Origin of the sequence: Eubacterium ramulus, assembly GCF_003122485.1 — a bacterium.
Classification (GTDB): Bacteria; Bacillota; Clostridia; order Lachnospirales; family Lachnospiraceae; genus Eubacterium_I; species Eubacterium_I ramulus_A.
In genome coordinates this window covers 1-13,639 of record NZ_JRFU01000144.1, presented here as the reverse complement: position 1 = coordinate 13,639, position 13,639 = coordinate 1, and the positions used below count along the sequence as shown (strand labels likewise).

The 13,639-nt window shown below is 42.9% G+C and carries 12 protein-coding genes and 1 other annotated feature; of the genes, 3 read left to right on the top strand and 9 right to left on the bottom strand.

What is annotated here, in order from left to right; genetic code table 11:
- Nucleotides 1-56: 56 nt before the first annotated feature.
- Complete coding sequence (locus tag LG34_RS12445; RefSeq protein ID WP_181369365.1) at nt 57-1,409, bottom strand: MATE family efflux transporter; 1,353 nt, start codon at nt 1,407-1,409, stop codon at nt 57-59.
- A 314-nt stretch (nt 1,410-1,723) separates the two neighbouring features.
- On the opposite strand from LG34_RS12445, the gene LG34_RS12440 reads away from it, so the two are divergent.
- Together LG34_RS12440 and LG34_RS12435 are read left to right on the top strand one after the other, a co-directional pair.
- Entirely contained in the window at nt 1,724-2,572 is an 849-nt protein-coding gene (locus LG34_RS12440) for a PocR ligand-binding domain-containing protein (RefSeq protein WP_109216356.1), read from the top strand.
- A 168-nt stretch (nt 2,573-2,740) separates the two neighbouring features.
- Nucleotides 2,741-3,412: a helix-turn-helix domain-containing protein gene (locus tag LG34_RS12435; protein WP_109216355.1), complete on the top strand. Its 672-nt coding sequence runs from the start codon at nt 2,741-2,743 to the stop codon at nt 3,410-3,412.
- A gap of 625 nt (nt 3,413-4,037) precedes the next feature.
- Here the strand turns inward: LG34_RS12435 and atpC are convergent.
- From atpC to LG34_RS12395, 8 genes are all read right to left on the bottom strand, one after another.
- Entirely contained in the window at nt 4,038-4,451 is a 414-nt protein-coding gene (gene atpC, locus LG34_RS12430) for an ATP synthase F1 subunit epsilon (protein ID WP_109216354.1), read from the bottom strand.
- 12 nt (nt 4,452-4,463) lie between these two features.
- Nucleotides 4,464-5,855, bottom strand: coding sequence for a F0F1 ATP synthase subunit beta (atpD, locus tag LG34_RS12425; RefSeq protein WP_109216353.1), 1,392 nt, complete (start codon nt 5,853-5,855; stop codon nt 4,464-4,466).
- 15 nt (nt 5,856-5,870) lie between these two features.
- Nucleotides 5,871-6,755, bottom strand: coding sequence for an ATP synthase F1 subunit gamma (gene atpG / locus LG34_RS12420; RefSeq protein ID WP_109216352.1), 885 nt, complete (start codon nt 6,753-6,755; stop codon nt 5,871-5,873).
- Between the two features lie 109 nt (nt 6,756-6,864).
- A complete protein-coding gene (gene atpA, locus LG34_RS12415; RefSeq protein ID WP_109216351.1) occupies nt 6,865-8,364 on the bottom strand; it encodes a F0F1 ATP synthase subunit alpha in 1,500 nt (499 codons plus the stop codon).
- A gap of 31 nt (nt 8,365-8,395) precedes the next feature.
- Nucleotides 8,396-8,923 (bottom strand): ATP synthase F1 subunit delta, encoded by a 528-nt coding sequence (atpH, locus tag LG34_RS12410; protein ID WP_109216350.1) that lies wholly within the window; start codon nt 8,921-8,923, stop codon nt 8,396-8,398.
- The gene (gene atpF, locus LG34_RS12405; protein ID WP_109216349.1) at nt 8,904-9,404 is read right to left on the bottom strand and encodes a F0F1 ATP synthase subunit B; all 501 of its coding nucleotides are present in this window, start codon (nt 9,402-9,404) and stop codon (nt 8,904-8,906) included. Before atpF ends, atpH begins: the two co-directional genes overlap by 20 nt.
- Before the next feature lie 44 nt (nt 9,405-9,448).
- Nucleotides 9,449-9,667 (bottom strand): ATP synthase F0 subunit C, encoded by a 219-nt coding sequence (gene atpE / locus LG34_RS12400; RefSeq protein ID WP_021737773.1) that lies wholly within the window; start codon nt 9,665-9,667, stop codon nt 9,449-9,451.
- A 150-nt stretch (nt 9,668-9,817) separates the two neighbouring features.
- On the bottom strand, nt 9,818-10,525 hold the full coding sequence (locus LG34_RS12395) for a F0F1 ATP synthase subunit A (protein ID WP_109216348.1): 708 nt from the start codon (nt 10,523-10,525) through the stop codon (nt 9,818-9,820).
- A 602-nt stretch (nt 10,526-11,127) separates the two neighbouring features.
- Nucleotides 11,128-11,468: a binding site (T-box leader), on the top strand.
- Nucleotides 11,469-11,556: 88 nt separating this feature from the next.
- Between LG34_RS12395 and LG34_RS12385 the strand changes: the two genes are divergently transcribed.
- A complete protein-coding gene (locus LG34_RS12385) occupies nt 11,557-13,551 on the top strand; it encodes a 2-isopropylmalate synthase (protein WP_109216347.1) in 1,995 nt (664 codons plus the stop codon).
- The last annotated feature ends 88 nt before the right edge of the window (nt 13,552-13,639 follow it).

Sequence of the window (13,639 nt, the reverse complement as noted above, 5' to 3'; positions counted from 1 at the left end):
TGTTTCTCACCACCTATAGAGGTGGGAGTCATCTCCCATCTGATATAATCACACTTTTATGAGGGAATCGCCTTTTCGATCTTCTTTTTCCAAACACCGCTCAGGTATCTTAAGCCGCCGACACCTGCTGCGCACCACCATGTAAGCGGTGATACCCACCAAAGTCCATGATAGCCCCACAGATAAGAGAACAAAAATGCAAAACCGATTCGCGTAATAACCTCACTGATGCCCATCCAGATTGTGATCTTAACATCACCAACTGCACGAAGCAGATTGTGGAACAGATTCAGTGTTCCAACACCGATTAAAAATGGTGCAAAAATATGCATATACTCCACACCACAACCGATAGACGCCTGATTATCGGTAAACAAACGCATCAACAGCGGAGCCAGGATAAAAATCAACGGTGACACAATCGCATAACCAATGGCATTCAACGCAAATGTTGTGCGAAAACCGGCTTTAATTCGTGAAATATTTTTTGCACCGGTGTTTTGTCCCGCAAAAGTTCCAAGAGCGGTTCCCAGTGCATCTCCTACCTGCATACCAAGACCTTCCACTTTTACACAGACACCGTAGGCTACAACCAGCGTCGTTCCGTATGTATTTACAACCGCCTGTAAAGTCATATCCGAAATGGAAATAATACTCATCTGCAAAGCTGCCGGCAGACCATATACAAGCATCTTTTTTCCAATAAATGTATCCAGTTTCAATTTATCCCTGCGAATCCGTAGCATCGGCAGAATTTTCCATGCATAAAGCAGACACGCCACACCTGAAACAATCTGCGCCAGCACCGTTGCAAATGCCGCACCGCCAACGCCCAACGGAAGCACAGCCACAAATAATACATCAAATACAATATTCAGCAAACTGGAAATTCCAAGGAACACCAGCGGAACCACCGAATTTCCCAGAGACCGCAATACCGCAGAAATCCAGTTGTACAACATTGTTCCGATACATCCCGCACAGATCAGTCGCAGATACAATACCGCCTGATCCAACACCTCATCCGGTGTCTGCAGCACGATCAGCAGCGGTTTTGTCACGATCAGACCAACCACCGTCACGATGATCGTCATCCCCAACGCAATATATATGGAAGAAAAAAATGTTTTTACTACGTTATCCGCTTCCTTAGCACCGTAATACTGCGACATAACCACCGTCACACCAGTGGTCAGACCGATGATCAGCGAAAACATCAGATACATGCCAACGCCTGCCACACTGACCGCCGCCAGCGCATTGTCCCCCAAAAAGTGACCCACAATATACGAATCTGCGAAATTATAGATTCTCTGAAAAATCAATCCCAGCAATACCGGCATCGCAAACTTCAAAATCTGCGGTGCAATACGTCCGGAAGTCATATCCACCATAACTTCTTTTTTCATACTCGTCTCTTCCCCTTTCAATTCCCACTTTTTATGCTTCCATCTCAAATAATCTTCAAAGTCAAACTGATATAGGCAATTCCCCCACATTTACACAATTGAAGCAGAGAATTTCCTTAATTTGGTTAAATGAACATGAAACCAGATCCACGATTTTGCTCAACTTATTTCATGGCACTTCTTAACCATGCTTGTATTGTATCTCATACCATTTTGAAAAAATAGTGATTTTCTTCCCAAAAACTGTAAAATCGTATCGCAAACAGCACTTTTTTCATGTATTATAGAAACAAATAAAATAAAGGAATTTTACTATGAAATTAAACTATAATGAAAAAGAACTGCATCAGCTTTTACAGGACTTCCACGACTTAACAAAACTGACACTGACCCTCTACGATCCCGAAGGAGAATGGATCTTCAGTTATCCGACAAAAGAAAACTATTTCTGCAATTGTATCAAAACTTCCCCGGAAGGAGCTGCCCTCTGTGAAGCTTCCGACCGTGCTTCCTTTGAAGCAGCAAAGGCTTCCGGTGAATGTGTCATTTACAAATGTCATGCCGGTTTGATCGAAGCCACCGCGCCAATCGTCAGCGACGGATTTACCATCGGCTACCTTATGATGGGACAGGTTGCAAATGCAGCCTCCCCGGAACAGTTACAGTCACTAATTGAACATGCATTACATAAATATCATTTAAACGAAGCAGAAAATGACAGTTGGAAACAGTATGCTGCTGCGACTCCCTGTATCTCTGACACACAGATTCACGCCGCCGCAAGAATCATGGAAGCATGTATTTCTTCCATCCTGTACAAAAAACTGATTTCCATCGAAAAGCAACAATTTGAACAGAACATCAACACTTACATCCTGAATCACCTGACCGAAGATCTGTCCGTAGACCGCCTTTGCGAACACCTGCATCTGAGCCGCCGCAAACTCTACGAATATTCAGAAGAATTTTTACATTGCAGCATCGCCAAATACATAAAAAAAATGCGCCTGCAACATGCACAGACACTGTTGTCTGAAACAAATTTACCTATTTCCACAATTTCCGAACAATGTGGCTTCTCCGACTACAACTACTTCTGTCGAATTTTTAAACAAGAAAACGGTATGTCCGCACGAAGCTATCGCGTAGCACAGCAGACATAATTTTCTGTGATACTATATTTTTATTTACGGAACACACACTTTATATAACACAATATGTACTAGACACACATATTGTATTTACCTTTTGCTGTAACTCTCGCTTTGTGTCGTGGTGATTTCACGCACTTTTTGTTATCGTTTTTCCTGAAAGGAGGCAAAAGCAACAACATGTATCAGAAAAAGATCGGTCTTTTTTTAAAAGAACTCAGAAAAGAAAAAGAACTTACGCAAAGTCAGCTTGCAGAACAGCTCAACGTATCTGACCGCACCGTATCCCGCTGGGAAACCGGAACGAATTTACCAGATCTGTCTGTATTAGTTGAACTTGCAGATTTTTATGATGTTGATATCCGTGAAATCATCGACGGAGAAAGGAAAAGCGAGAATATGAATGTAGAAATGAAAGACACTTTAATGAAAGCGGCACAATATGCCACAGAAGACAAACACATGCAAATGAAAAAACTGACCGGATATATCCTGTCAGCCTTCGGATGTTTCCTGATTTTGTCCGGATTTACCGTATTTCCAAGTGAAAGCGGCTGGGCAGCAAAATTTGCTATTTTAGGAGCTATAATCGTAACCATTGGAATCTTCCAGTTACTCAAAAAACGCAGATTACTGAAAGCCATTGTTATCTTTTTCGCTATCCTATTTGGCATGATCTGGCTGGACTTTGCCAGTGTATGCTATATCCGACAGGCACCACGTTTTGCCTATTCCGTAGAATACAGCGATGAAACTGTCATTTACCATGCCCCGTTCTACTCCGTATACAAATACGGTCGGGACACACTTGGAGAATACTATCAGGTTTATATTGGATCCGATAATTTATAAAATTATTTTTCATAATTTACCAGTGCAATACATATATTTAAAAAAACTCTGAAAATGCCAGTTTCCAGAGTTCTAAAGTTCATTTTGGAGAACTACACCGTCAGGCTAGTGCTGCCGTTTGTCTCTGTCTAACCATTTGCAAATATAATAACCCACTATAGATGCCAATACAGAGATAAGAAAAGCAAGTATGTATTCCATTAGACTCACCTCCTTCCTACTGGAAAGAGTCGACAGCAATAACATAATATCACGAAACTTTGTTCGATTCAACTAAAAATATTGTTCATTTAGATATTGATTTTTTCAAAGGAAAAGTTTATTATAGTGGTGAGTAAGAAAAGTATGTATTCCATTAGAATACAAAAATCCCCGAAGTGCCAGCTTCGGGGGTTTTTAATTCTCAACAAAAAACATTTTTCATGACGTAAATAGGGGACTGGATTCATTTTTTCTCAGTGAGCGATTATTTGATAATAAAAGAATTTTTTTCCGAATGCAAATAGCGCCCCCAATTTATTTTTTCTTGATGAGCGATTGTTGACCAGCAAGATAAAATAAATTGGGGACGCTTCCACTACCTAAAACTTAGCCACCAAAGAAACTTAAAAAACTAAAGCATCTTTTAATGACGATATTTATTAGCTTCCTTCAAACGTGCCATCGCACGTGCCAGCGAAGCCGCATTTCGATGATACTCCATCTTACTCTGATGCTGCCGCATACGTTCTTCTACACGTTCCTTTGCTTCCCGTGCACGGCGCACATCAATTTCTTCCGGGCGTTCAATCGTATCCACCAGCACTTCCACCTGATTATCGGAATTGACCTCCACAAATCCGCTTCCGCAGACTGCCGGGATCATTTTTCCATCCGATGTCATGATTCGTACTTCGCCCTCTTTTAACGCAATGACATATTCCTCATGATTTGCCATAATCTGGATTTCTCCATCCACAGCAGGCAGTACGATGGAAACCGCCTCATCATCATAAAAAATCTTATCATATGCAATGATTTTTAAATGAAATGTAGCCATAGTCACACCTCACTAATGATTACCGTTCTTTGCTTTTTCAATGACATCATCAATGGTTCCGACATTGAAAAATGCCCATTCCGGATACTCATCCATCTCACCGTCAATGATCTTTTTGAAACCTTTGACTGTCTCTTCCAGCGGTACATATTTACCAGGAATTCCGGTAAATGTCTCAGCTACATGGAACGGCTGTGACAGGAAACGCTGAATTTTTCTTGCACGGTATACAGTCGTTTTATCCTCTTCGGAAAGTTCTTCCATACCAAGGATTGCGATGATATCCTGCAGCTCTTTGTAACTCTGCAGAATCTCCTGTACACGACGGGCAACTTCGTAATGCTCCTCACCGACGATATCCGGCTCCAGAATACGGGAGTTGGATTCCAGCGGATCAACAGCCGGATAAATACCCTGCTCAACGATCTTTCTGGAAAGTACAGTTGTTGCATCCAGATGTGCGAATGTCGTAGCCGGGGCTGGATCAGTTAAGTCATCGGCCGGTACGTAAATCGCCTGTACAGATGTAACAGAGCCTTCTTTTGTGGAAGCGATACGCTCCTGCAGCTCACCGACTTCGTTTGCCAGTGTCGGCTGATAACCTACGGCTGACGGCATACGTCCGAGCAGCGCAGAAACCTCAGAACCTGCCTGTACATAACGGAAAATGTTATCGATAAATAACAGTACGTCCTGATGCTCTTTATCACGGAAATACTCTGCCATGGTCAGACCCGTCTCAGCCACACGCATACGAGCTCCAGGTGGCTCATTCATCTGTCCAAACACTAAGGCTGTTTTTTCCAGAACGCCGGATTCTTTCATCTCAGTCCAAAGGTCATTACCCTCACGGGAACGCTCTCCAACACCGGTGAAAATAGAATATCCGCCGTGCTCTGTTGCAATATTTCGGATCAGCTCCTGAATCAGAACGGTTTTACCTACACCGGCACCACCGAACAGACCGATCTTACCACCTTTGGAATATGGTGCCAGAAGGTCGATAACTTTGATACCTGTCTCCAGAACCTCTACAACCGGGCTCTGGTCTTCAAAGGATGGCGGCTCTCTGTGAATACACCAGTTTTCCTTTGACTCCACCGGTTCTCCATCATCAATTGCTTCACCCAGAACATTGAAAAGTCGTCCCAGTGTTGCTTTTCCTACCGGAACTGTGATACCAGCGCCGGTTGCTGTTACTTCCATATCACGATGAAGCCCTTCACTGGAAGCAAGCATAATACATCTTACGGTATCATTTCCAATATGCTGTGCCACTTCCATGACACATTTTTTTCCATTATTATCAACTTCGAGTGCATCTTTGATGCATGGAAGGTTATGGTCGGAAAACTCTACGTCTACAACAGGTCCCATGACCTGAACGATTTTTCCTTTATTCATATCGCTTCACCTCTCTTATTTTTTCTTGCTCTTCTGCGCCTTGGCACCCGCAATAACCTCAGTGATCTCCTGGGTGATCGCCGCCTGACGCACACGATTGTACTCAATTTCCAGATCATGCAGCATCTTCTTTGCACTGTCTGTCGCAGTCTGCATCGCCATCATTCTGGAATTGTGCTCACTGGCATAAGACTCTACCAGCGCGCCATAAATAAAACCACACACTACGTTCGGAACCAGATTATCCAACAATGTCTCTACCGACGGGTGAAACATCATCTGATCATTGTAGCCCTGCAGATTTTTGTGAAGATACTCTTCTCTGTGCAATGGAAGGATCTGGAACATATCCGCTTCCATCTTGAAGGCATTGATCATTTTTGTATAGATAATGTAAACCTCATCCAGTTCCCCTGACACGTATTTATCAATCATCTGCAGTCCGATATGACGGGCACGATAAAGGGTCGGGTTCTGAACTGTGTAGCTGAACTCACCATCAATGTAAACGTTCTTTTTCATAAAATACTGACGGCCAAGCTCACCGACTACAAACAGCTCACTCTGCGGATGCTTTTCAATCTCCTCTGATGCAAGTTTCAGCACGTTGTGATTGTAAGCACCTGCAAGACCTTTATCTGCAGTAATTACGATATAACCACGTTTTTTCTGATCCTCCGCAACACCTTCTTTTCCGAAGAAAATATTCTTGGTATCCGGAACGCACTGCATAAAACGTGCCACTGCATTTCGCTGACCAAAGAAAAACGGCTCTGTATCTGCCAGACTTTTCTTTGCTTTCTGCATTTTTGATGAAGATATCATGTACATGGCACTGGTGATTTTCATCGTATCTTTGATACTCTGCATTCTGCTCTGTATCTCTCTTGCACTTGCCATGATATTCTCCTTTCTGCCCTTTTTCACTCAGATAGCTGCTCATGCAGATGTATGTTCTGTACGAAATGCATGAACTATTTAAACTATCTAAATATACATGAAAATAACTTTATTTTACGTACTCTTTTGCGGCAGCGAGAATCTTGTCTCCAAGTTCATCGGACAGAGCTTTTGTCTCATTCAGCTCATCGATGATCTCCGGATGTGCATTTTTGATATATTCCAGCATACCCTTCTGGGTTTCTTTGATTTTCTTCACATCTACATTCAGGAAAATCTTGTGTGTTGCTGTCCACAGTGTGATAACCTGCTCTGCCATGCTAAGCGGCTGGCAAAGCGGCTGTTTTAACAGCTCCATCAGACCTTTTCCGTACTGTAACTGCTCTTTTGTATCATCATCCAGATCAGAACTGAACTGGGTAAATACTTCCATCTCACGATACTGCGCCAGATCAATACGGATACTTCCGGCTGCTTTTTTCATCGCTTTTGTCTGTGCGGCACCACCAACACGGGATACGGACAGACCTACATTTACCGCCGGTCTCATACCGGAGAAGAATAAGTTGCTCTCCAGGAAAATCTGACCGTCTGTGATAGAAATAACGTTGGTCGGAATGTATGCGGATACATCGCCCGCCTGTGTCTCAATGATCGGCAGGGCTGTGATGGAACCGCCGCCAAGTTTGTCACTCAGACGACTGGAACGCTCCAGCAGTCTGGAATGCAGATAGAAAACGTCACCCGGATAAGCCTCACGTCCAGGAGAACGCTCCAGCAACAGGGATAATGCACGGTAAGCTACCGCATGTTTGGACAGATCATCGTAAACGATGAGCACGTCTTTTCCCTGATACATAAAATACTCTGCCATGGCAGTTCCTGCATACGGTGCGATGTACTGCAACGGAGCCGGATCACTGGCAGTTGCTGCTACGATGATGGAATAATCCATGGCACCGTGTTTTTTCAATGTAGATACAATTTTTGCAATTGTAGATGCTTTCTGTCCAATTGCAACATAAATACAGATGACATCTTTGCCCTTCTGGTTGATCATTGCATCGGTTGCAATGGATGTCTTACCTGTCTGACGGTCACCGATGATCAACTCTCTTTGTCCACGGCCAATCGGGAACATGGAATCGATGGAAAGGATTCCTGTCTCCATTGGTACGCTGACAGATTTACGATCAACGATACCCGGTGCTTCATTTTCAATCGGCCGGTAATCATCTTCCTGAATGTCACCCTCACCATCGATCGGTGCCCCCAGTGCATTGATGATTCTTCCGACAAATTTATCTCCAACCGGAATTCCGGCTTTCTTTTTGGTTCTTGTTACCTTGGTTCCTTCCTTGATCCCTGTATCACGGCCGAACAGAATGACACCGATCTCATTTCTTCTGACATCCTGTACCATACCTTTTACGCCGTTCTCAAAGACAACGATCTCACCATACATGGCCTGGTCAATTCCATAGACAGTGGCAATTCCGTCACCAACCCAGATGACATGACCAATTTCCCGATCCTTCGCTTCAAAATCGTAATTTTCGATTTCTTCCTTCAGGATGGAAATAATATCCTGTGAACTGATAGCGCTCATTGTCCTATCACCTCTTTCTTTTACCTTTTACTTATACTTCAGCATGATGGCTCTGAACCATTCCGAGCTGTTCCTGCATGCCGCGGATACGTCCGCTGATGCTCCAATCCCATTCACGGCCGTTTGCAGTGAGGACAAAACCTCCCACCAGACGCTCATCCCGGATCATCTCAAGCTCCACCTGATGTGCATCAAACTCTTCCAACAGAAATTTCTTGATGCCCTCCAACTGGTTATCATCCGGTGCAGTTACATATCGTAATGTTGCATTTACTACTGACTGATGTTCGTTTGCATACATTTTATATTCCTCCACGATCTCTTCCAGATATTCCACGTCAGAATAATCACAGAGAATCTTCATAAAATTCTGTAACTTTTTTTCCGGGAAAATACGGTCAACCACCGCATGTTTTTCCTCTTTGTAAACACTTGGGTCTGTCAGCACACGCTGAAGTTCAGGACTTTCCTGATAAATCTGCGCTGCATTTTCAAGATCCTCTACCGGAGCGTTCAGCTCCCACAAAACTCTTACATATTTAGCCGTTGTTGCTGTCATGTTTGTCACCCGTTTTACTCAAAAACTCATTGTAAAGCTGTTCATCCGTGACCTTACTGCTATTTTCTCCGATAATTTTAACTGCTGCAGCCATGGCCAGAGTACCGATTTCTTTCTGTACACTCTGAAGTGCTCTGTCACGTTCTTTTTCCATATCCTGATTTGTCTTCTCAAGCAGATCTGCGGATCGTTTCTCCGCATCGGAAACAATCTGCTTGTACTGTACATCCGCCCGCTCTCTGGCGTCTGCCACGATCTGAATTGCCTCCTCTTTGGCTCCTTGCAAAGATGCCTCATACTGAGTTTTTAACTCCTGTGCTTCGGCATTTGCCGTATCTGCTTTTTCAAACTGTTCAGCCACCATCTGTTTTCTCTTTTCAATGATATTCAAAACCGGCTTGAACAGAAACTTTCTGATCAGGAAATAGAAGATCAACAGGTTCACAATGATCCATATAAGGTTTGAATCAATTCTCAGCATCCTGAAATCCTCCTTCTAAAAACAAAATCTCACGTCTTTGTTTTTTATTTGCAAAGGAAAATGATCAGAATAGCGACAACCATACCATAAATAGCAGTTGCCTCTGCCAGTGCACAACCAAGTAATAAGTTCTTGCTGATCTTGCTGTCTGCTTCCGGCTGTCTTGCTACAGCGTCTACTGCTTTACCTGTTGCGATACCAATACCTACACCTGCTCCAATTCCTGCTAATGCTGCGATACCAGCTCCGAGTGCGATCATCATAATAATTATCTCCTTTTCTCACTTCATATTCTGCCTGTCACATTATGCTTTCATTTTTGTTATTTTGTAAAACTCACATAATTTGTGAGATCATTGACAGGACTTTTCGATATGTTACGTTACAGGTTTTCTGTCAAAATACATTGACCTTTACTCCGCCTGCAACTCAATAGCTTCCTTGATGTACAACGATGTCAGGAACACAAATACATATGCCTGGATCAATCCATCAAAAATATCAAAATAGAAACTAAATACCAGCGGTACCACCATCGGCACAACCGCCTTGATCAGCTCCATAATAACAAATGCGCCAAGTACATTTCCGAACAGTCGCAAACATAATGAAAATGGTCGGATGAAGATTTCCAAAATGTTGATCGGTGTAATGATCGCGACAGGCTGCGTAAATCCTTTCGCCCACTTCTTCACACCTTTTGCACGGATACCGGCGGTTTCCACCAGTATGATACTCATCAACGCAAGAGCGATCGTACAATTCAGGTCCTTTGTCGGAGGCTTAAATCCAAATAAGCCAATTACATTTGCAATACCGATAAACAGACCGACGCTCATCAGATAAGGAATATAACCTTTTCCTTCCTCTCCGAGCAGCCCTTCGAAAAATCCATAGAATTTTCCGATACACACTTCCAGAAACAACTGTCTCTTTCCCGGATTCTCCACGCTTAAGTTCCGCGTCAGGAAAATCGATGCCACTATGACGACTGCCATAATGATCCACATAACGACAACTGATTCTGCGATTTTGATTCCACCAAAAATGGGTATCGTGAACACTGTCTTGACACTCAATTGGTCGATCAACTCATCTACCAGTCCGTTCGTAGCGGTCACCTCCTTCTTTTCTCTTTCTTCTATTTTTTGTTTTCTCCTGAAAAATGTTTTCCAATTATTACAGTTGGTAAAGCGAACATTCGCAATCCACTTTTGCTACTTACTCATGAACGTAATCGCCTTACGACTTGCATTCAATTTGTAAATGATACTGCTTTCTCATAATTGGTACTACCATTATTTTGAAGAAAATAAAAGACCGTGCGGTTGCTCTTTCAAAACTCATTAACCTCCGTTGATCTTTTCTTGTACATATATTAATACAACTTCCAGATTTTGCAATCGGCAAAATTTCCCAAATTGTTTTTAGATGAAAACAATTTTTCAGCAAAATCACGATTGACAATTTTCCATTTAACAGATTATTTCCCTTTCGTGCACTTTTTTACTTCTTTTTTCGGTAAATTTGCATACTTTACAAAAAACGAATCTTACAAATGGACCTGCGTAGAACAACTGCCAGAACAATGCCATTGGGAAATTTCGCGCTGCGGTCTGCAACCAGTTGCCAAGCAGCATATCCGTTCCTTTAAAATAAATCAATAATATTGATTAAAATAAATCATTCTGCTACTATAAACATTATGTTATACTCTGAAACATGAAATGCGAAGACAAGGAATAGTAACTGTCCTACTTTTTTCAGAGAGTTGCCGGTTGGTGTGAGGCAATAAAAGAAATACAGTGAACTCGCCTTTGAGCAGCGGTTTTGAACAAGATTACATTCTTTTATTTGTCAATTCAATTCGAACTTTTAAAAGACTACAGATTTAATCAACACAGTCTGAATTGAGGTAAAACATATGAGTATGAGTTAAAAATGTAATTATAGTAGGAACTGACGGAATCTCACCGTTACAGGAGGACAGCATGACAGTGCTGATGAGTGCGTATTTGATACGAAGTAGAGTGGTACCGCGGAAGAATGGCTTTCGTCTCTACAACTATTACATGGTTGTAGGGATGAGAGCCTTTTTTATATGAAACGAATTATTACATGATAGCTAACAGATAAGGAGGAACAGAAGACTATGAAACATTACGAAAACTATGAAAGAGCTTATTTTATGCCACTAGAATGTACGTATGACTGGGTGAAAAAAGAATATTTGACTAAAGCACCAATCTGGTGTTCCGTAGATTTAAGAGATGGAAACCAGGCGTTAGTAGAGCCGATGAGTCTGGAAGAAAAAATTCAGTTTTTCCAAATGCTTGTAAAAATCGGATTCAAACAAATTGAAGTCGGATTTCCCGCAGCTTCCGAAACTGAATATGATTTTGTCAGAACATTAATTGAGCAGGATATGATCCCGGAAGATGTCACCATTCAGGTGCTTACCCAGGCAAGAGAACATATTATCAGAAAAACTTTCGAAGCCATTGAAGGCGCTCAAAATGTCATCGTTCACCTGTATCTTTCCACTTCTGTGGCGCAGAGAGAACAGGTTTTTCATAAGAGCAAAGAAGAAATCATAAAAACCGCTGTAGATGGCGCCATCATGGTAAAAGAACTTGCTGACAAACAAAGTGGAAACATTTATCTGCAGTACAGCCCGGAAAGCTGCACCGGAACCGAAGTCGATTACGCAGTCGAAATCTGCAATGCGGTACTTGATATCTGGCAGCCGACACCGGATCATAAAGCCATTATCAACATTCCGGCTACCGTGGAAAATTCCATGCCGCATGTGTTTGCCACACAGATTGAATACATTCACAAACATTTAAAATACAGAGATGCCGTTTTATTATCCCTGCATCCACATAACGACCGCGGCTGTGCTGTTGCCGACGCGGAACTCGGTGTTCTGGCAGGCGCAGACCGCATCGAAGGTACATTATTTGGAAACGGTGAGCGCACCGGAAACATGGATATCGTCACCATGGCGATGAACCTGTTTTCCCATGGTATCGATCCGGAACTTGATTTTTCCGACATATCAGCAATCCGCGCAGGTTATGAAACTTACACCGGAATGAAAGTGCATGAACGTCAGCCATACGCCGGCGATCTGGTATTTACCGCATTTTCCGGTTCTCATCAGGATGCAATTTCCAAAGGAATGACCTGGCGTGAGGAACACAAAACTGACAAATGGACCGTGCCATATCTGCCCATCGATCCGAAAGATATCGGACGCACCTATGACGGTGACGTGATCCGCATCAACAGTCAGTCCGGCAAAGGCGGTATCAGCTACATTTTAAAACAGAACTTTGGCGTTGTTCTTCCAGAAGCAATGCGTGAAGACGTGGGTTATGCCATTAAACAGGTATCCGACGAAATGCATCAGGAACTGTCCCCGCAGAACGTATATGAAATATTTGAGGAGCAGTACCTTCACTCCATGAATTACTTCCGCATTACCGAAAGCCATTTCAAACAGTTAGCGGATGGCATCATGGCAGAAGTCACCATTTTAAACGGTGAAAAAGAGACAGTCATCGACGCAAACGGAAACGGCCGTCTGGACGCAGTCAGCAACGCAGTAAAACAGTTCTTCAACATTGATTACACCTTGATGAACTACGAAGAACATGCCTTAACCCAGACAACTTCATCCAAGGCGATTGCCTATGTCTGCATCAAAAAAGACAACACGACTTACTGGGGTGCGGGCATCGACGAAGACATCATCAAAGCCTCCATTCAGGCCCTGTGCGTCAGCGTCAACAAAATGCTCGCCGTACAAAAAGGCAACGCCTGCGAAGACGTCCGCCTGACAAAAATGCTGAACTACATTCAGAACCATTACCAGAACGTGACATTAGCAGATATGTCACAGGAATTTCACCTGACAGAGCCATACATCAGTAAATACATCCGTGAAAAATCCGGCGTAACCTTCGGCGAACACGTCACAAACATCCGCATGAAAAAAGCATGCACCCTGTTAAAAAACGGAAACATGACAGCAGAAAACATCGCGGCCTCCATCGGCTACCCAAACGTCGAACACTTTAGCCGCACCTTTAAAAAGAAATACCATATGACTCCAATCCAGTATAGAGAGTCAAAAAACTAGACTTGCAAAAATGTATTCAAGTAACTCCTTCCATCGCTCTTGTTCAAGAATGCTCCGGCATTCTTGTTGCGAGGTGCGCGTCATGCAA